This is a genomic window from Nocardia vulneris, assembly GCF_001613425.1.
GTDB lineage: Bacteria > Actinomycetota > Actinomycetes > Mycobacteriales > Mycobacteriaceae > Nocardia > Nocardia vulneris.
In genome coordinates this window covers 443,814-461,166 of the sequence record NZ_BDCI01000023.1, presented here as the reverse complement: position 1 = coordinate 461,166, position 17,353 = coordinate 443,814, and the positions used below count along the sequence as shown (strand labels likewise).

Below are 17,353 nucleotides of genomic sequence, written 5' to 3'. Positions count from 1 at the left end.
CTCAGACCGTGACCGGCTCCAGTCGCCATCCGGCGGCACGGGACCGCTCGTTCCAGAAGTCGGCGTAGCGGCCGTCCGCCGCCAAAAGCTCGGCGTGCGTGCCCCGTTCGACGATCCGGCCGCCATCGAGGAACAGGATCTGATCGGCGTGCGCGATGGTCGCCAGCCGATGCGCGACCACGATCACGGTCTTGTCCTTGGTGAGCTGATGAATCCCGCGCACCACGACCGCCTCACTGTGCGGATCGAGCGCGCTGGTCGCCTCGTCGAGCAACACGATCGGCGCATCCTTGAGCAGCGCGCGAGCGATCGAAACCCGTTGCCGCTCACCGCCGGACAGCGCGGCACCGCCTTCGCCGACCGCGGCGTCCAGACCGTCGGGCAGCCGCTGCACGATCTCGTCGACGCGAGCGGCCTGCGCCGCCGCCCAGACCTGCGCATCGGTGGCTTCCGGCTGGCCGATCCGAATGTTGTCCGCCACCGAACGATTGAAGAGATAGACGTTCTGGAAGACCAGCGACAGCTGATCCAGCAGCGTCTCCGAGGGCTGCTCCCGCACATCGTGCTCGCCGACGACCACCCGGCCCGCGTCGACATCGTAGAAACGCGCCGCGAGCCGCAGGAGCGTCGTCTTGCCCGCCCCGCTCGGGCCGACGATCGCCGTGGTCGTACCCGCGGGCACGCTGAACGTCAGGTCGGCGACCACCGGTTCGCCGGGGCGGTATCCGAAGCTCACGTTGTCGAACACCACCGCGGGCGCGCCCGGCGTGATCGCCGACTTCGCCTCCGGCAGTACGGGTTCGGTGAGCAGACCGGTGACCCGGCCGACCGCGCCCGCGGCCGCACGCAGCCCGTTGGCCAGCTGCGCGGCCTGGTTCAACGGCTCGATGAACCGCGCGCTGACCGCGATCAGGGCGATCGCGGCGGCGGCCGAGACCGCGCCGTCGGTGAACCGGCTGATCACCACGTAGGCCAGCACCAGGAACACCGCCTGCACGAACAGCGCGAACACGATCAGGCCGGGCACCGCGGTGAACACCATCCGGGTGATCGCCGAACGCTGCTGGTGCAGTGCGGAATCGAGCGCACGGTTGCCCGCGCCGACGGCGCCGAACGCCCGCAGCACCGGCTGTGCCTGCGCGAATTCGACCACCCGCGCGTCCGCCTCGGCGGCCGCGGCATGCACTCGCTCGTCGGATGTGGTGTAGGCCCGGTTCGCCAAGCTGTTCACCACGAACAGCACGGGCGCCGCAAGCAGCATCGCCAGCGAGATCCGCCAGTCGATGAACAGCATGCCCACCGCGACACCGAGCGGAACGATGACGCTGTTGAGCACCTTGGCGAGCAGGTACGCGACGGCGCCCTGGATTTCCCGCACGTTCTCCACGGCGATCCTGGAAAGCTTTCCGGCATTGGCGGTTTCGAACCAGCCGAGCGGCAAGGCGTTCAGCTGATCGCCGATGCGGGTCTGCACCTTCAGCTGCATACCGACCGCGATCCGCAGGCCCAGCACGGCCTGGAGATAGCCGAAGATCGCAACGCTCGCGACCGCCGCGATCATCAGCAAGGCCCAGAACCAGGCCCGGCCGAGGTCGCGATCGAACAACGCCTCGAGCACCGGCACCAGCAGCAGATACGCGACCGCCTGGCTCAGCGCCTGCGCGGTGATCGCCGCGAACAACTTCGGTGTCAGCGGGGCGAACTCGTCAGGGACGAGCCCGAGTAACTTGCGGATCATCGCGCCGCCTCCTGCTCGATGAGGGAGACAGCGCCGAGCGCCGCCTCGTTGATTTCCCACAGGCGCTGATAGGTGCCACCGGCCTGGTACAGGCTCTGATGGTCGCCCTGCTCGACGATGGATCCGTTCTCCAGCACCAGGATTCGGTCCACGCCCGTGATGGTGTGCAACCGGTGCGCGATGACCAGCACGGTCCGGCCCGCGACGAGCACGGCGAGCGCGTCCTGTACCGCGGCCTCGGATTCCGGGTCGGCGAAGGCGGTCGCCTCGTCGAGCACCAGCACCGGGCTGTCCGCGAGCAGCGCGCGGGCGATCGAGAGTCGTTGCGCCTCACCGCCGGACAGGCTGGCATCGACCCCGATCTCGGAGTCGTAGCCGCGCGGCAACGCCATGATCCGGTCATGGATCTGCGCCGCCCGCGCGGCGCGCTCCAGGGCCGCGTCGTCGGCGTCCTGATCGGCCAAACGCAGGTTCTCCCGGATCGTGCCGCGGATCAGCCGCACGTCCTGGAAGACGAATCCGACGGTGCGATACAGCTCTTCGGTCGAGTAATCGCGAATATCGCGACCTCCGATGGTGATTCGGCCCGAGTCGACGTCGTAGAAGCGCGGCACCAGTTTGCCGAGCGTCGATTTGCCCGAGCCGCTGGGGCCGACCAGCGCGGTGATGGTGCCCGGCCGCAGTTCGAGATCGAGATCGCGCAATACCTGGTGGTCGCTGCGGTAGCCGAAGCCGACCGCCTCGAACCGGACCACGCCCTGCTCCGCATCGCCCACCGGCGCGGCGCCGGTCCCGGTCACCAATTCGGGTGTCTGCTGCAGTTCGTGCAGGCGCAGCGCCGCCGCGCTCGCGGCGCGCAACGCCTGGCCGCCGTAGCCGAGGCCGAGCAGCGAACTGCCGAGCCCCAGGCCGACCAACAGGAACGGCAGCACGTCGAGCGGAGCGAACCAGTCGAGCCCGACACCCGCCAATCCGGCGACCACGATGAGCACCATCACGAACACCGGGGCGAGGGTGATGTCGGACGCGGACTGCAACCGGATCATCGGCGTCTTCCACCGATCCAGGCTGCGGGCCTGCCCGTCCGCCGCCGCCTGGAATTCGCTGTGCGCCTTGCCCGCTTGGCCGAACGCGCGTACCACTTGGATGCCGTCGACGAACTCGACGGTCGCCTCCTGGGCGCGGCGCTCCCACCGGTTGTAGACGGCCAGCCGATCCCTGCTGTCCTGATCCATCATCTTGCTGAGCGAGATCGCATACGCCACCAAGGGAATCAGCAGCACGAGGGTGAGCCGCCAGTCGACGGTCACCAGGTAGCCGAGGGTCACCAGCGGCACGATCAGCGCGCCCACGAACTCCAGCCGCGCGTGCGCGACCAGATAGTGCAGTGCTTCGACATCGTCCTGGAGATACTTCTTCACCTCGCTGGAGGTGCGTTCGCCGAACCAGCCGAGCGGCACCCTGGTCAGTTTGGCCGCGAGGGCCCGCCGCACGGTGAGCTGGTAGCCGGCGTCCACCAGATGCGACCAGGTGAGCGCGACCGCCTGCAGCAGCCCGCGCGCCAGCAGCACGAGCATCGCCAGCCACACCAGGCGCCACACCCGATCGGTGTCGACCTCGGCGGCGAGCAGCTCCCGGCAGGCTTCGACGATCAGCACGAACGGCACGACGGTGCACACCGAGGCCACCGCCATGATCAGGCTCGCCAGCGTGAGCGTGCGCCGGACCGGGGCAAGGATCTCCTTGCGCGCCTGCGCCTCCTGCTTCTTGCGTGCCTTCTGTACCGCTCGGGGCGGTCGGTTCCCCGTCTCCGCCGCAGGCAGCGGCGCGACCTCCACCGTCATATCTCTTCGCCTCTCGACCATCATCAGATGTCTCGCCCGGAATCGGACTCATCCAAACACAGAACGATCCGAGAAGATAGGCTAGCCTAAGTTGCCTGGTCCGCAACCATCCGGGACCCGCGGGATGCGGCTCGGCGATCCGTCTCGGGGTCCACGGAATCCCCCTGAGCGGACCGGTGTTGTGCCACCTATGACCACAACAGCCTCCGGCTCCACCCCGGTCCTCGACCCTGCCACCGACTTCGGCGCGCGAGTGGCCGAGCGCCTCGGCACCGAACAGGTGATCTGGCTGACCACCGTCGGCGCCACCGGCACCCCGCAACCCAATCCCGTCTGGTTCCAGTGGCGCGACGACGAATTCCTGCTGTTCAGCAAGCCCGACCAGGCCAAGCTGCGCAACCTCGTCCGCAACCCGCGGGTCGCGCTGCACCTCAACAGCACCCCGCACGGCGGCGACGTCGTCGTGTTCACCGGCACGGCCAGGATCGACGAGAACGCGCCGACCGCAGCGGAAGTCGCCGCCTTCACCACGAAATACCGTGACGGACTGGCCGACCTCTCGATGAGCGCCGAACAGTTCTACGCCGAATATTCGGCCGTCGTGCGCATCCGGCCGGATCGGCTGCGCGGTTTCTGAGTCGCGCGCACGGTCCGCCGCAGCCGGGAAAACCGGCGACGACTAGGGTCGATGCCGATGAGAAGGCGGCAACAACCGCCGTTGCCCAAGCGGCACGGCCTCGACCCGGCCCGGCTCCGGCTGCCGGAGGACGGCGACTGGGCGACGATTCGTGACCACCTCGTGGAACGACTACCGCGAGTCGATCCGGCCCGCATCGATGAGTTGCTCCGCGACGGCGGGATCGTCGACCTCACCGGTCCGATCGCCCCGGACGCGCCCTATGTACCCGGCGGAGCGGTGTGGTTCCACCGCGACCTTCCGGTTGAGACGGACGTGCCGTTCGAGATCACCGTCGTGCACCGCGACGACGCACTGCTGGTGGTGGACAAGCCGCACTTCCTCGCCACCATCCCGCGCGGTCAGCACATCCTGCAGACCGCGTTGGTGCGGTTGCGTCGAGACCTCGACCTGCCCGATCTGATTCCGGCGCATCGGCTGGATCGGGTCACCGCGGGATTGGTGTTGTTCATCATCGATCCGGCGCGACGCGGCGCATATCAAACGATGTTCCACAAACGCACAGTCCACAAGGAGTACGAAGCGATCGCGCCGTACGATCCCGCGCTCGCCCTGCCCCGGGTGGTACGCAGCCGGATCGTGAAAGAGAAGCATGTTCTCGCCGCTCAGGAGGTCGCAGGCGAGCCGAACGCCGAGACCTCGATCGAGCTGATCGAGCACCGCGACGGGCTCGGCCGCTACCGGCTCCGGCCGCGCACCGGGCGCACCCATCAACTCCGGCTGCATATGAACAGCCTCGGCATCCCGATCCTCGGCGACGACTTCTATCCGGTGCTCACCGACAAACCAGTCGACGACTTCACCCGCCCGTTGCAGTTGCTCGCCGCGACCCTGGAATTCACCGATCCGATCAGCCGCGCGCCACGCCGCTTCGAGACCACTCGCACGCTGCAGGCCTGGACCGATCCGGCCGGGTGGGCCGGCTGACCCACTGACGGTCAACCGGCCCGGACGTCCGGCGCGGTGGCTCGAGCCGCGCCGGGCGTGGCCCCACTCAATTGAAACGAGTTCTAGTCAGAGTAGCTCGCGAATGGCGGTCGCACACCGAGACCGGTGGATCGGGCCGATTCGGGTAGACCGACCACAAATGACCGATCGATCAGCACCCCCGGCGACCATCCGTACACTAGGCGGGATGCTCGCACCGGAACTCGCGGACGAGGCCCCGCCCCGCCACAGATTGCACGCCTATCTCGATGTGGCGGTCGTAGTCCTCGCACTGGCGGGCACCAATCTCATCGCCCACTTCACCACCGCTTGGGCGAGCATCGTGACCGTGCCCGTCGCCGCCGTGGTGCTGCTGGCGCTGATGCGCAGGCGGGGCATGCACTGGCACGAACTGGGGCTTTCGCCACGACAGTGGAGACGCGGGACGCTCTATGCGCTCGGCGCGGTAGGCGTGGTGCTCGCCGCGGTCGCCATCGGCGCCTTACTGCCCGTCACTCGCCCCTTCTTTCTGGCCGATCGCTACGCCACCATCTCCGGCGCGCTGATCGCCTCGATGATCGTTATTCCGCTCCAGACGGTGATCCCCGAGGAACTGGCCTTCCGCGGGGTACTACACGGCACGCTCGACCGGGTCTACGGCGCGCGCGGCGTGTTCGCGGCCGGTTCACTGCTGTTCGGACTGTGGCATATCGCCTCCTCGCTCGGACTCACCAGCAGCAATCGCGGCCTGGCCGGGTTCGTCGGCGGCGGCGTCGCCGGGCAGATCGCCGGCATCCTGCTCGCCGTCCTCGCCACCGCGGCCGCGGGCGTCGTCTTCACCTGGCTGCGCCGCCGCAGCGGCAGCCTGCTCGCCCCGATCGCACTGCACTGGTCGGTCAACGGCGCGGGCGCACTCGCCGCCGCCATCGTGTGGCACACCACCCTCAGCTGAGCGTTTTCCCGCGCCGAATTCCGCCATCCCTCAGCGGAATTCCCCGCGCCTCGCCGCGGCCGGATACCGGCGTGTTGCCCGAACCGGTGTGTCGGGAGTGAAAGGTGTGTTTACCGGGACGTTCCGCGGGAGCGCCTTTTCGGTGCGGACAATTTCGCACATGTTTTCGAGCGTCGGCGTTGACCGCGGCCGGTGGCCGGTTTAGTCTCACTCCGATCACACATACGTTCGAGCAAGTAGGTCTGCTGCACGATCTGCTCCGGGAAGGCTCGCGATGCGCGACGAACAATCGACCGGCAGTTCCGAAATCGCCGCGTTGGCGCAGCGGGTCGAAACCGCCCGCGGCAAATTGCCACTGCAACACGATGCCGCCCTGTTCGACGTGTTGTCCGAAGACGAAATCGTGGCGGAGCGCGAACTCGCGGAATGGGTTCGGGCGCAACGACGCAAACAGCGCAAGCGCGCCGTCGAAGCAGAACTCGCGGCGGAAAAACGGGACCGGCGCACCGCGGCCCACCTTCGCCGCTCCGATGAAGACGACGCACGGTGGCATCGGCGCGCACTGGCCGCGCGACGGCGGGTATCCAGCCAAGACGCCCGGCTCGCGCAGTTGTACCGGCGGGCCGAATGGTCCTCGCGCGCACTGATCGCGGTGGTCGTGCTCGGCATGGTGTGGGCCGGGGTGAACGTGCAGCACAATTTGGTACCGAGCGGCGACATGTCCGACCCGCTGTACTGGCTGAGCTACGGCATCGAAGCGATGATCTCGATCCCGATCATCACCATCATGGTGGCCGCCACCACCGCCGCCCGCTGGGGACGCGAACTCGCCCGCGGCAAAGTGGTGTTCTTCGAAACCGCGTTGCTCGGCACCACCATCGCACTCAACGCGGGACCGCATCTGGCATCCGGCTCCTACGGGCAAGCCGCGGAATACGCGATCGCACCCGTCATGGTCGGCGTCGTGATCTGGTTGCACGCCTGGGTTTCCGCCCGTTACGCACTACTCATCGACGGCGCGGCCGTGGTGGATCCCGAGCCCGGCATGGTGCGGCGGCAGACCGAACGCGGATTCACCCTCGACGCCCCCGACGACCTCGCCTGGTTGCCCACCCGGGAAGCGCACGGTGGACAGTTGAGCAGCGAGCTCGCACCGGCCGAGCGTGCCGCCTTCACCTCCGCCGATGGCGACCAACTGCGGCACGCGGGCGCAGCCGCCGGTCAGGCGACCGACATCCGCGCGGCCCAGGCGGTTTCGATCGCCGAAGAGCACGCGGGCACCGTCGATAGCCACTCGCGCGAGGACACCTCCGCCCTCCGCTCCGCCGCCAATGGCCTTGCAGCGCAGGAGGTCGTGGTCCCCAGCGACCGCACCCTCGCGGATGCCAATGGCCACGCCGTTCCAGGACTCGCCGACGACTTCCCATTGTCGGCGGCATCCGGGCTTCGCAGTGCGGCGGCCGATCGCAATGCCGCCCCCTACCAGATGCTGCACGGTCACGCCGCCACGGCAAGTTGTTCCGCCGCCAACGGACTTGCAGCGCAGGGGCTTACAGGCGTCAACGGTCAACATCTGACGCACTCGGTCGAATCGGCGTCCTCGTCGACCAATGGGCATTCGTTGCACGCGAACAACGGTCACGCCGTGCCTGTGGTCAATGGGCAGGCGAGCCACGCGTACGGATCCACCGGTTCGGTCACCAATGGCCGGGAAGTCCAAGGTCTTTCGGCCGGTGCGGACACCAATGGCAACGGGGTGCATGGGCTTTCGCCGGCGGACGGGCACCCGTTGCCGGCGTCAGCTGCCGCGGTGGGCGACGGACGGGCGATGCACGGGACCGACCAGCCGGTGGATCGTTCGGCCAAGGCCCTCAACGGGGATCGGGAGCATGCGAGCCTGGACGATGACGGGCAGCCGCGACGGTTCGCATTCGAGGCGACCTCTGATCACGAGCGGTCGACACTGAGCTCTTCGCCCGACGGTGCGAGTGGATCTACCGCGGAACATGGGGCAACTGCCGCTCCAGTGGCCAACGGGCATGCGGTGCCGGGACTTTCGAGCGGCAACGAGCAGCCCCTGTCGGCTTCCCCCGGGCCTGCCGACTCGGCGATAAATGGTCACGCGTCGCCCGGGACCAACGGGCACCGGCTGGATCACGTCTTCGGCCTGCGCGACACGACGGTCAATGGATATGCGGAGCAGGCGATTCCCGATGATCGCCAGGCAGCGCCCGCGTTCCCGACGCAGGATCACCCGGAGCCACGGACTTTCTCAGCCGACGACCTCGATGCGCTCCCTACGGCTGAGCCGAATGCGTCTGGCACGCCGGACCTGAACGGGCACGACGTGCCGCAGACGCCCGCGCCGAACCAGCACGGCAGTAACGGGCAGACGGTCAACGGGTACCGGACCAATGGCCACGCTGTGACGAACGGTCATGCCGTCAACGGGCGGACCGGCGCGGCCAACGGTCGGCCGCTGACCAACGGGGACGAGGCGGCCCGCACCAACGGGCACAATGGGACGAACGGCCATGCCATTCCGCTGTTCCCGATGCACGAGGTGGCGCGCGAGCAGACCGGCGCCGGCACGGCGGTTCCGCCGGTGAACGAGCCCAGTACCGAAGCGCCGCGCGGCGACGATCCCGAAGAGCCTCACCCTGGTGACCCCATCAGGAAGGCCGCCGCAACCATCGCCGACACGGTCGCCCAGGCGATCTCGGGTGAACCCGCTCCCAAGCCCACCCCTCGCCGGAAATCCGCTACGCCCAACGGCGCTCGGGCGGAGGCCGAGATCGAGCAGCTGGTTTTCGAGGAACCCACCGAGCCGTCCAGGCCGCGCGCTCGCGTCGAGCCGAGCAGCGTCGTGGCCCGCGCCCCGATCGAGCCGGAACCCCAGATGTTCGACGACGAGGACGAAGACGAGTTCGACGAGGACAACGAGATCGCGGTGATAGCGCACGAAATCGTGCGTCGCCGCATGTCGAACCTGCCCGCCGCGCAGCTCGCGGAGATCCTGCGCCTCGCCGACGAGGCCTGGGCGACACCGGGCATCGCGAACGAGGTCGGCGTGTCCCGCGCCGCCGTCGATCGTGCCGTCGAGGCGGCCATGAAGGTCCGCAGGCCGTACGCGATCAGCGGTTAGTCGCCACTTCCCGCACCCCTTCTGCCTTCCCGCACCCGAAACCGCCTGCCAGAGCGGGTGCGCGGACACAGAAGGGGTGCGTGTGCGTTGCCTCGCGATACCTCCGTCACATCGTCTATACGGCACCGTATATCGCGCGCTAACCTCCATCTATACGCAACCGTATAGATGGATCGAGCGGATCGTCGCACGCGCCGACCAGGTCGATCCGACGCCGGAAACGGCGTTCGCAGTCAAAGGAGCCTGCCGTGCCGAATCAGTCCACCACCGTCCACACCGGCGACCGGAAGGACGCGCCCGCAAGCGAATTCGCGCCCGCGGTGCTCGAACTCCAGGACCTTCCCGCATCGTTGCGCGCGCTCGGCACCCTCGCCGACGCCGACTACCTCGACGCCTTCACCCTGAGCACCGACGCAGGCCCGAAGTGGTCCCCGGACCAGTGGGCGCATGCGGCCTTCGAAGACGTCGCAGGCCTTGGCGGACAATTCATCTGGCGGGTGCTGCTCGGCATGCGGCTCGCGTGGCGGCGCTCGTCCGCGCATATCGCCGGTTGGCGGATCGTGGGACACGGGGACAACTGGATCCGGCTCGAGGCGCACTCCTGGATGCTCGCCGGGCAGCTCGTGATCGAAGTCGAGCAGCAGCAGGTCACACTGTTGACGATCATCCGATACGACCGCCCGCTGGCCGCGACGGTCTGGCAGCGGTTGTCCGTGAAGCATCGCGGGCTGGCCCCCGGCCTGCTCCGCGGCACGCTCGCAAAACTGACTGAGGGCTCTCGCGACTGAACGACTGAGGCCGCCCTCTGGATCAACCAGAGGGCGGCCCTTGTCATTTCGGTTTACTGCCGTCGCTCACCGGCGTTGGACCAGCCACCGCCCGCGGGTGCGGGATCGTGCCTCGGGACCGGCCGTTCACCACCTTCAACGGCGGGATCCGCACCGCCGGGCCGCTCGTCCCCGTGTCCCGGCCACCAGGCCCGGTGCCCGAGCAGCGCCGTCAGCGCCGGCGTGAAGAACATCGCCATCACGAAGGCGGCGATACCGATGCCGACCGAGATGGCGAAGCCCATCTGCGAAAGCACGTTGTTGCCCGCGAGCATCATCGAGGCGAACGTGCCCGCCAGGATCACCCCGGCTGCCGCGACCGTCGGGCCGGTGTGCCGCAGGCTCAGTGCCGCAGCCTGTTTCGGGTCATGGCCTTCGCGCGCTTCCTCCCGCAACCGGGCGACCATCAGGATGTTGTAGTCGGTGCCGAGCGCGACCACGAACAGATACATGATCAACGGCAGCGTGAAGATCAGCCCGGAGTTCCCTTGGATGTGCTGGAACACCAGCACCGCAGCGCCGAGCGTCGCGGCGAAGCCGAGGAACACCGAGGCCATCAGGTACCACGGGGCGACCAGGCTGCGCAGCAGCAGGCCGAGCACGATCATGATCAGGATCGCGGCCACCGGGAACACGATCAGATAGTCCCGATTCATCGCGTCCTGGAAGTCGACGAAGACCGCGGTCAGCCCGCCGACGGCCGCCGTCGTGCCCGCCGGAGCGGCCGCGTGCGCCGCATCACGCAGCCGGCCCTCGACCGTTTCCAGCGCAGCATCCGATTCCGGTGCGGCAGTGAGGGTTACCTGGAACTCGGCGATCGCCTTGTCCTGGGACAACCGCGGCTCGCCCACCTGTCCGACGCCGGACACCTCGGTCAGCGCCGAGCGGAAGGTAGTGAGCTGCTCGACCGTCAGCGCACCATCGGAGCGGAGCAGGACATCGGAAGGCTGCGTCGCGCCGGCGGGCATGCCCTTGAGCAACTCCTTGTTGTAGACCACCGATTCGGAGGCGTCCGAGGTCGAGCCGGAACTCAGGTCGAAAGTCGGGTTGAATCCGACGGCGAGAATGCCGAGCGCGACGAGCAGACCACCGGAGGCCAGCGCGAACGCGGCGGGCCGCCGCCCGAGCGCCGCACCGATCGCGGCGAAGCGCGCCCCCTTCGGCTCGGCCTGCCAGGCCTTCGACGGCCAGAACACCTTGGTGCCCAACAGCGAGACAACCGCGGGGATCAGCGTCAGACCGGCGAGCAGGGCCACCGCGACGGCGATCGCCAGCGCCGGACCGAGCGCACGGAACATGCCGAGGGTGGACAGCGTCAGCGCCATGAAGGCGATGATCACCGCGCCGGCCGCGGACGTGATCGCCTCGCCGACGCGGGTCACCGCACTCACCATCGCGGTCTTGGGATCCTCCCCCGCCCGCAGCCGTTCCCGGTAGCGGAACATCAGGAACAAGATGTAGTCGGTGCCGACGCCGTACAACACGACGAGCAGGATGGCGGTGACCGAGCTGTCCACTTGCAGATCGAAAGCCTTGGCCACCATGGCGATCAGGCCGTTCACTAGGCTGGAGACCGCGCCGATGGTGATGATCGGCAGCAGTGCGATGACCGGGCTGCGGAAGATGACCAGCAGCAGCACCAGGATCAAGGCGATCGTGGCGATGCCGATGATCGCCATGCCCTTCTCGCTCGACTCGGTCTGATCGAGCATTTGCGCCGCTTGCCCGGTGATGCCCGCCTTCAGGTCGCTACCGCGCACCTGGTCCTGCAGCGCGGTGCGCAACGCTTTGACCGCGTCGCTCTGCGTGGTGTCGCCCGCGCTGGTCACCTTGGTCAGCTGCACCGCGATGATCTGGATGAGCTTGTTATCCGACGGCGGAACGACCTGTAATCCGGTGACGTCCTTGATATTCGCCGCGGTGAGCTTTCCGCCGATCGCCGCGACCGAGGCCGCGTCGCCCTCGCTCAGCGGCGCCTCGTCGGCTCGCTCGAACACGATGATCGCCGCGGGGGCCGCGCTCTGCGGAAAGGCCTTCTGCTGCATTTCCATTGCTTGAATGGATTCGTAATGCGAAGGCAGGAACGCGGATTGGTCGGTGGTGGACTTCAGTTGCGGTGCCGCCGCGACCACGCCGACGATGATGAGCAGCCACAGGCCGATCACCTTCCACGGATGGTGAACAACCAGGCGCCCGAGTCGAGCAAACATGGGGGACAGTTCCTTTCGGTATCCGAGCCGTGGCTCAGATGTCGAGATCCTCGATAGGGGGATGTTCGTTCACCGCGTCGAGCGTGCGGAAGATTCTGGGCGGGACCAGATCTCGCAGCTCCTCGACGGTGTCCACGATGTCGAGCGCGTAATCGCTCCAGGCGCACCGTTCGAGATCCAGGCCGCGCCAATTGGTCTTCCTGAGTTCCTGCACCCAATCGCTCATCAGCGACAGGTCGGTCCAATCGGCCGCCTGTCGATGCACGACGTACTTGCCCTTCCGGGTCATATAGAGCCGAACCAGCTCCACACCGGTTTTGCTGAACTGCTTCGCTTCACCGAGCTTGCGCCCGTGAAACCGCTGCTTGCGCGTCCCACCGGGACCGACCGGCAGCACGACCTCAGGCAGTTCCGCCGACTCCTTCCGGAAGTCGACCACCTCTACCTGCTGCGATTCATCAACCATGATCAACTCCATTCGTCGATGCGCATACGCGCATAGCTCCATCCACGACGCACCAGCCACCCCGACCCCCACTTCGTCCAACCCGAGACGGTCAAGCACCCACCCCCACCGTCGGACTCACTATAAGTAGATGTATACGTATAACGCAAGACCCAAACCAAACCCACCAAAACCCCCAGGTCGACCTACCCGGAAACGCGGACGGACCGGCCCGTGCAACGCACGGCCGGTCCGGTCACTGCGGCAAACCTCTCGCCGCGCTGATTCAGGCGCCCACTTGGGTTGCGGACGTGGCGGGCTTTGCCGGGGAGGGGTGGCGGCGGTTCATGAGGCGGACGAGGAGGGCTAGGCCGGCGCCGAGGGCGGTGCCTAGGAGGGCGGCGGCGGCGAAGCCGGCGGAGAAGCCGCCGGCGTCGATGGCCAGGCCGGCGAGGGAGCTGCCGATGCCGTTGCCGAGGGTGAGGGCGGCGCCGTGCCAGCCGATGGCTTCGCCGCGGCCGCCCTCGGGGACGATGCGGCTGACCTGATCGAGCGAGGCGGTGACGGTCGGTGCGCAGAACACGCCCGCGATGAGGCCGGTGATGGCGAGCGAGATCGGGCCGACGACGAAGGCCATCGGCAGGGTGACTACGCCCAGACCGAAAAGGAGCAGGTAGGTGGAGATCGCACGGTGCAGAGCGCCGTAGATGAGCCCGCCGATGATCGATCCGAAACCCCAGATGGCCAGGACGATGCCGAGCCACTGTTGCGCATCGAACTCGCGCATCGCAGAGACGAAGGTCAGCTCGGTCGCGGCGAGTACCGAAATGGCAACGCTCGCACCGACGCACAGCGCGACGAACTCGACGCGGAACCAGCTACGACGCGGTATCGCGGGCGCGTCGGCGGCGGGGTCGGCCGAGCGCAGCGGCGGATTCATGATCCACAGCAGCACACCCGCGAGCACGAGACCCATTTGCGCACAGAACAATACGACCGTCGTCGACCAGATGCCCGCGGCGGCGACGCCGATGATCGGACCGACCATGAAGGCGGCCTCCACCGATACCGCTTCCAGCGCGAGCGCGGGCTGCCGGTTCTGCTCCGTGGTCGCGGCGATCACCGCCTGCCGGACCACGGAAAAGATCGGGACACTGAACAATCCGGCGATCGCGGCCAGAATCAGCAGCGGCACATAGTCGACGAACGGCGCGATGGACCAGCACACCGCCTCGATCACGATGGACGGCAGGATCGTGCGCCGCAACCCGAACCGGTCCAGCAGGCGGCCACGCCACGGCCCGCTGAGCGCAATGCACACGGTGACAACCGTGCTCAGCGCGCCGGCCTGGGCATACGATCCGTCCAGCGTCTGCACCACATGCAACGCGAGCAGCACGGCGCCCGCGAAGAATGGGATACGCACGAGAGATCCGAGCAGGAGAACATTGCGCACCGCCGCGCTCGCCAAAACCACCCGATACGCCCGCACCGACCGAGCTTGGCACGCCTCGGGCACACTCCGCTACCGATTTATCCCATGAATTTCGCCACCCGCGCGAACGAGCTGCGGGCACCCGGCCGCACGCCCACGACGCTGCGGCCGAACACCGAAGTCGCGGAGCAGTAGCCATGCGGGCAAGCGCCAGATCGCCCGGCGGAGCCCGGTTCTCACGCCTCGAGGTCGCGGCGCTCGCCCGCTGTGCCGAATCTTCGCCCCTCCGGACGAGTGCGGCCGCCTGGTGCGGCCGATCGACGCCGCGCTCGCGCGCGTGCCCGTCCGCGGCGCCCTCGGGCGCATGACTCCCGGACGAGTTCAGGAGACCAACCCCGCGCGATCGAGCAGGTAGGTGGTCAGCGGCTCGTAGTACTCGGGGAAAACACCGTCGTCCAACGGGACGGTGACGGCGATCTTGCCTTCGGCGTGCCCGGCGAAGAGCGCGGGGTCGTTCGAGTCGGCGAAACCGACGGTGTCGATCCCGGCTTCGCCTGCCGCGCCGGCCCAACCGTGGTCGGCCACGACGAGGTCGGGCCAGCCCGCTCCGTCGGCGAGTTCGTGCAGCATCGCCTGCATCGGCTGCGGGTCGTGCGTGTGTTTCAGGTAGCCGTTGGTGCCGAGCGCGGCCACCCGCGACGTGTAGACGATTTCGCGACGGGCCGCGCCGTTGGGCGTGGCGATCCGATACGACCAGCCGGCGGCCGGGGTCAGGACCGTACATCCGTTGGCGCGCAACGCATCCTCGACCGCGCGATAGACACCCATGAGCGGTCCCGGATGCCCGGTCGCGAGCAGCACCGTTTCCTGGCGTTCGGCGGCGCGGCCGATGCGGGCACCCATCGCGTCGAGCGCGTCGAGGGTGAGTTCGGGGTCGATGGTGTCCTGTCCGTGCCGATGCCGCGGATCCGGGTTGACGCCACACAGTTGCGCCATCATCGCCAGCGTTTCGGTGAACGTCCAATCCTTCAGCGCCAGCCCGAATTGGTAGGCCGGGTCTTTGTCGACCATCCTGCGATAGTGCGCCAGGTTTCCTTCGCGCGGTGTCGCGACCTCTCCGGCGATCTTGGCTTTCACCAGGTGCTTACGCAGCAACATCCGGTCATTGGGCTGTCCTGCTTCCCGCGTGGATTCCACTGGTCACACCTCCGCATCGACCGACTGCGCGGGCGGCGGTGCGCTGAGCCCCGACCTGCCGCAACACAATCCGACAGTACAAGGCACGACAAACATCCCGCAGAACGTCGGCATGTCACAGGCCGCGTACGGCATGCAGATTTCGAATTCGGTGACAACTCGCGTCGGTGCGAACTCCGCGGCGAACAAACCTACTTCGACAGATCGACAAACGGATTGCGCACTTCCAAGTCCGCGAACTTCCGCCCGTCCTGCAGATCTTCCGACAGCAGGTACTTCGCGCCGGACTGCACGGCCGCCTCGACGATCAACGCGTCCCACCAGGACACGGTATGCGTCTCCTGAAGGAATGAAGCGCTCACGACGACCAGCGGATCCATGTCGATGGCGCACCATCCGCTGTACAAGGCGACTATGCCACGGGCCTTCGCCTGACTCATCCGCGGCGTCAGCCTACGAGTGGCAATGTTGTAGAACTCCTGAAGTACCTGAGTACTGAGTGCGCCGGTTTTGCGGCTCCACAAGCTCTCCAAGATGGTCTGCGCAATCCGATGATTTCGGCCGGCATCTGTATCGTGCGCGTAGACGAGGATATTGGTATCGATGAAGGTGCGCCCGAGGTCCGTCACGAGTGCCTGCGCTCCCCCCGGTTATACAGCTCATCACGACTCCAGGTGATTTTCCCGCCATGCCCTGTCGCCTCCGCCATCGCTTGCAGCGCAAGCGTTTTCGCATACTCGTAGCGATCGACATCCCGGACGAGCTCGCGCACCTGCTGCGCAAGCAGCGCGCTGATGGAAGTACCCCTATGGGCAGCGACCAACTTTGCCTGTGCGATCACCTCTTCATCCAGCTGGATGGTCAGGTTCCTTTTGGACATGCCACAGGATATCACGTGGAGCACGTGAGAATCACGTGGCTTGCGGACCACGCACCGAACGGCCGCTACGACAAAGGCCCGCCTCCCGAAACGGGAAGCGGGCCTTCGACATTCGGATCGAGGAGGCTTACTTGGCCTTCTCCAGCACCTCGACCAGACGCCAGCGCTTGGTGGCCGACAGCGGTCGGGTCTCCATCAGCTGGACGCGGTCGCCGATGCCGGCGATCTCGTTCTCGTCATGCGCCTTCACCTTGGAGGTGGTGCGAATGATCTTGCCGTAGAGCGGGTGCCGGTTACGGTCTTCCAGCTCGACGACAATCGTCTTGTTCATCTTGTCCGAGACAACGTAGCCGGTACGAACCTTGCGGCTGTTGCGCTCTTCCACTTTCTGCTCGCTCATGCCGCGTCTCCCTTGTCAGCGGGTCCGGTGGCCAGACCGAGCTCGCGCTCGCGCATGACCGTGTAGATGCGCGCGATCTCGTGACGGACCACGCGCAGCCGACGGTTGTTGTCCAGCTGACCCGTCGCCATCTGGAAGCGCAGGTTGAACAGCTCTTCCTTGGAGTCGCGCAGCTTCTGCACCAACTCTTCTTCGGTGAGCTCGCGGAGCTCTGCGGCCGGTGTTTCAGTAGCCATCAGAACTGCTCCTCCCTGGTCACGATCCTGCACTTCATCGGGAGCTTGTGCATCGCGCGGCGCAGCGCCTCGCGAGCGATCTCCTCGTTGGGGTAAGACATTTCGAACATCACGCGACCGGGCTTGACGTTCGCGATCCACCACTCCGGCGAACCCTTACCGGAACCCATGCGGGTTTCGGCAGGCTTCTTGGTCAGCGGGCGATCCGGGTAGATGTTGATCCAGATCTTGCCGCCACGCTTGATGTGGCGGGTCATCGCGATACGCGCCGACTCGATCTGCCGGTTGGTCACGTACGCCGGCTCCAGCGCCTGGATGCCGAACTCGCCGAACGCCACCGAGGTGCCGCCCTTGGCCATGCCGGAACGACTCGGGTGATGCTGCTTGCGGTGCTTGACCTTGCGAGGCATCAGCATTGCG

At 67.2% G+C, this 17,353-nt stretch carries 16 protein-coding genes; 5 read left to right on the top strand and 11 right to left on the bottom strand.

The window, feature by feature from the left end:
• Position 1: 1 nt before the first annotated feature.
• Together NVU01S_RS26485 and NVU01S_RS26480 are read right to left on the bottom strand one after the other, a co-directional pair.
• Entirely contained in the window at positions 2–1,738 is a 1,737-nt protein-coding gene (locus tag NVU01S_RS26485; RefSeq protein ID WP_043664466.1) for an ABC transporter ATP-binding protein, read from the bottom strand.
• Positions 1,735–3,582: an ABC transporter ATP-binding protein gene (locus tag NVU01S_RS26480; protein ID WP_156161417.1), complete on the bottom strand. Its 1,848-nt coding sequence runs from the start codon at positions 3,580–3,582 to the stop codon at positions 1,735–1,737. Before NVU01S_RS26480 ends, NVU01S_RS26485 begins: the two co-directional genes overlap by 4 nt.
• A 190-nt stretch (positions 3,583–3,772) precedes the next feature.
• On the opposite strand from NVU01S_RS26480, the gene NVU01S_RS26475 reads away from it, so the two are divergent.
• The 5 genes from NVU01S_RS26475 (at position 3,773) to NVU01S_RS26455 (ending at position 10,091) form a co-directional block, all read left to right on the top strand.
• The gene (locus tag NVU01S_RS26475; protein WP_082031822.1) at positions 3,773–4,219 is read left to right on the top strand and encodes a TIGR03667 family PPOX class F420-dependent oxidoreductase; all 447 of its coding nucleotides are present in this window, start codon (positions 3,773–3,775) and stop codon (positions 4,217–4,219) included.
• A 57-nt stretch (positions 4,220–4,276) separates the two neighbouring features.
• Complete coding sequence (locus NVU01S_RS26470; RefSeq protein WP_043664469.1) at positions 4,277–5,206, top strand: RluA family pseudouridine synthase; 930 nt, start codon at positions 4,277–4,279, stop codon at positions 5,204–5,206.
• Between the two features lie 208 nt (positions 5,207–5,414).
• Complete coding sequence (locus NVU01S_RS26465) at positions 5,415–6,158, top strand: CPBP family intramembrane glutamic endopeptidase (RefSeq protein WP_043664472.1); 744 nt, start codon at positions 5,415–5,417, stop codon at positions 6,156–6,158.
• A gap of 274 nt (positions 6,159–6,432) precedes the next feature.
• Positions 6,433–9,303 (top strand): hypothetical protein, encoded by a 2,871-nt coding sequence (locus tag NVU01S_RS26460; protein WP_052280178.1) that lies wholly within the window; start codon positions 6,433–6,435, stop codon positions 9,301–9,303.
• A 248-nt stretch (positions 9,304–9,551) separates the two neighbouring features.
• A complete protein-coding gene (locus tag NVU01S_RS26455; protein ID WP_043664474.1) occupies positions 9,552–10,091 on the top strand; it encodes a hypothetical protein in 540 nt (179 codons plus the stop codon).
• A gap of 53 nt (positions 10,092–10,144) precedes the next feature.
• Here NVU01S_RS26455 and NVU01S_RS26450 read toward each other — a convergent pair whose 3' ends face one another.
• The 9 genes from NVU01S_RS26450 to rplP form a co-directional block, all read right to left on the bottom strand.
• Positions 10,145–12,340 carry an MMPL family transporter gene (locus NVU01S_RS26450; protein ID WP_043664475.1) on the bottom strand — a complete coding sequence of 732 codons (2,196 nt, stop codon included), beginning with the start codon at positions 12,338–12,340 and terminating at the stop codon, positions 10,145–10,147.
• 34 nt (positions 12,341–12,374) lie between these two features.
• Entirely contained in the window at positions 12,375–12,878 is a 504-nt protein-coding gene (locus NVU01S_RS26445) for an EXLDI protein (protein WP_244467114.1), read from the bottom strand.
• Positions 12,879–13,071: 193 nt separating this feature from the next.
• Positions 13,072–14,211 (bottom strand): MFS transporter, encoded by a 1,140-nt coding sequence (locus tag NVU01S_RS26440; protein WP_244467109.1) that lies wholly within the window; start codon positions 14,209–14,211, stop codon positions 13,072–13,074.
• A 390-nt stretch (positions 14,212–14,601) separates the two neighbouring features.
• Complete coding sequence (locus NVU01S_RS26435) at positions 14,602–15,417, bottom strand: phosphatase (protein ID WP_209444752.1); 816 nt, start codon at positions 15,415–15,417, stop codon at positions 14,602–14,604.
• A 191-nt stretch (positions 15,418–15,608) separates the two neighbouring features.
• Positions 15,609–16,046 carry a PIN domain-containing protein gene (locus NVU01S_RS26425; RefSeq protein ID WP_043664480.1) on the bottom strand — a complete coding sequence of 146 codons (438 nt, stop codon included), beginning with the start codon at positions 16,044–16,046 and terminating at the stop codon, positions 15,609–15,611.
• Positions 16,043–16,297: a DUF6364 family protein gene (locus NVU01S_RS26420; RefSeq protein WP_043664739.1), complete on the bottom strand. Its 255-nt coding sequence runs from the start codon at positions 16,295–16,297 to the stop codon at positions 16,043–16,045. Before NVU01S_RS26420 ends, NVU01S_RS26425 begins: the two co-directional genes overlap by 4 nt.
• A gap of 127 nt (positions 16,298–16,424) precedes the next feature.
• Entirely contained in the window at positions 16,425–16,697 is a 273-nt protein-coding gene (gene rpsQ, locus NVU01S_RS26415; RefSeq protein WP_029892583.1) for a 30S ribosomal protein S17, read from the bottom strand.
• Positions 16,694–16,933: a 50S ribosomal protein L29 gene (gene rpmC, locus NVU01S_RS26410; RefSeq protein WP_014981663.1), complete on the bottom strand. Its 240-nt coding sequence runs from the start codon at positions 16,931–16,933 to the stop codon at positions 16,694–16,696. The genes rpsQ and rpmC overlap by 4 nt, the downstream gene beginning before the upstream one ends.
• Positions 16,933–17,349, bottom strand: a complete 417-nt coding sequence (gene rplP, locus NVU01S_RS26405; RefSeq protein ID WP_014981662.1) for a 50S ribosomal protein L16 — start codon at positions 17,347–17,349, stop codon at positions 16,933–16,935. Before rplP ends, rpmC begins: the two co-directional genes overlap by 1 nt.
• Positions 17,350–17,353 lie beyond the last annotated feature (4 nt).

Bases quoted from the DNA above. Each gene is read 5' to 3' on its own strand.
- NVU01S_RS26465 (WP_043664472.1), top strand. From the start codon at position 5,415: ATGCTCGCACCGGAACTCGCGGACGAGGCCCCGCCCCGCCACAGATTG.
- NVU01S_RS26475 (WP_082031822.1), top strand. From the start codon at position 3,773: ATGACCACAACAGCCTCCGGCTCCACCCCGGTCCTCGACCCTGCCACC.
- NVU01S_RS26480 (WP_156161417.1), bottom strand. From the start codon at position 3,582: ATGACGGTGGAGGTCGCGCCGCTGCCTGCGGCGGAGACGGGGAACCGA.
- NVU01S_RS26485 (WP_043664466.1), bottom strand. From the start codon at position 1,738: ATGATCCGCAAGTTACTCGGGCTCGTCCCTGACGAGTTCGCCCCGCTG.
- NVU01S_RS26470 (WP_043664469.1), top strand. From the start codon at position 4,277: ATGAGAAGGCGGCAACAACCGCCGTTGCCCAAGCGGCACGGCCTCGAC.
- NVU01S_RS26450 (WP_043664475.1), bottom strand. From the start codon at position 12,340: ATGTTTGCTCGACTCGGGCGCCTGGTTGTTCACCATCCGTGGAAGGTG.
- rpsQ (WP_029892583.1), bottom strand. From the start codon at position 16,697: ATGAGCGAGCAGAAAGTGGAAGAGCGCAACAGCCGCAAGGTTCGTACC.
- rpmC (WP_014981663.1), bottom strand. From the start codon at position 16,933: ATGGCTACTGAAACACCGGCCGCAGAGCTCCGCGAGCTCACCGAAGAA.
- rplP (WP_014981662.1), bottom strand. From the start codon at position 17,349: ATGCTGATGCCTCGCAAGGTCAAGCACCGCAAGCAGCATCACCCGAGT.
- NVU01S_RS26420 (WP_043664739.1), bottom strand. From the start codon at position 16,297: ATGTCCAAAAGGAACCTGACCATCCAGCTGGATGAAGAGGTGATCGCA.
- NVU01S_RS26460 (WP_052280178.1), top strand. From the start codon at position 6,433: ATGCGCGACGAACAATCGACCGGCAGTTCCGAAATCGCCGCGTTGGCG.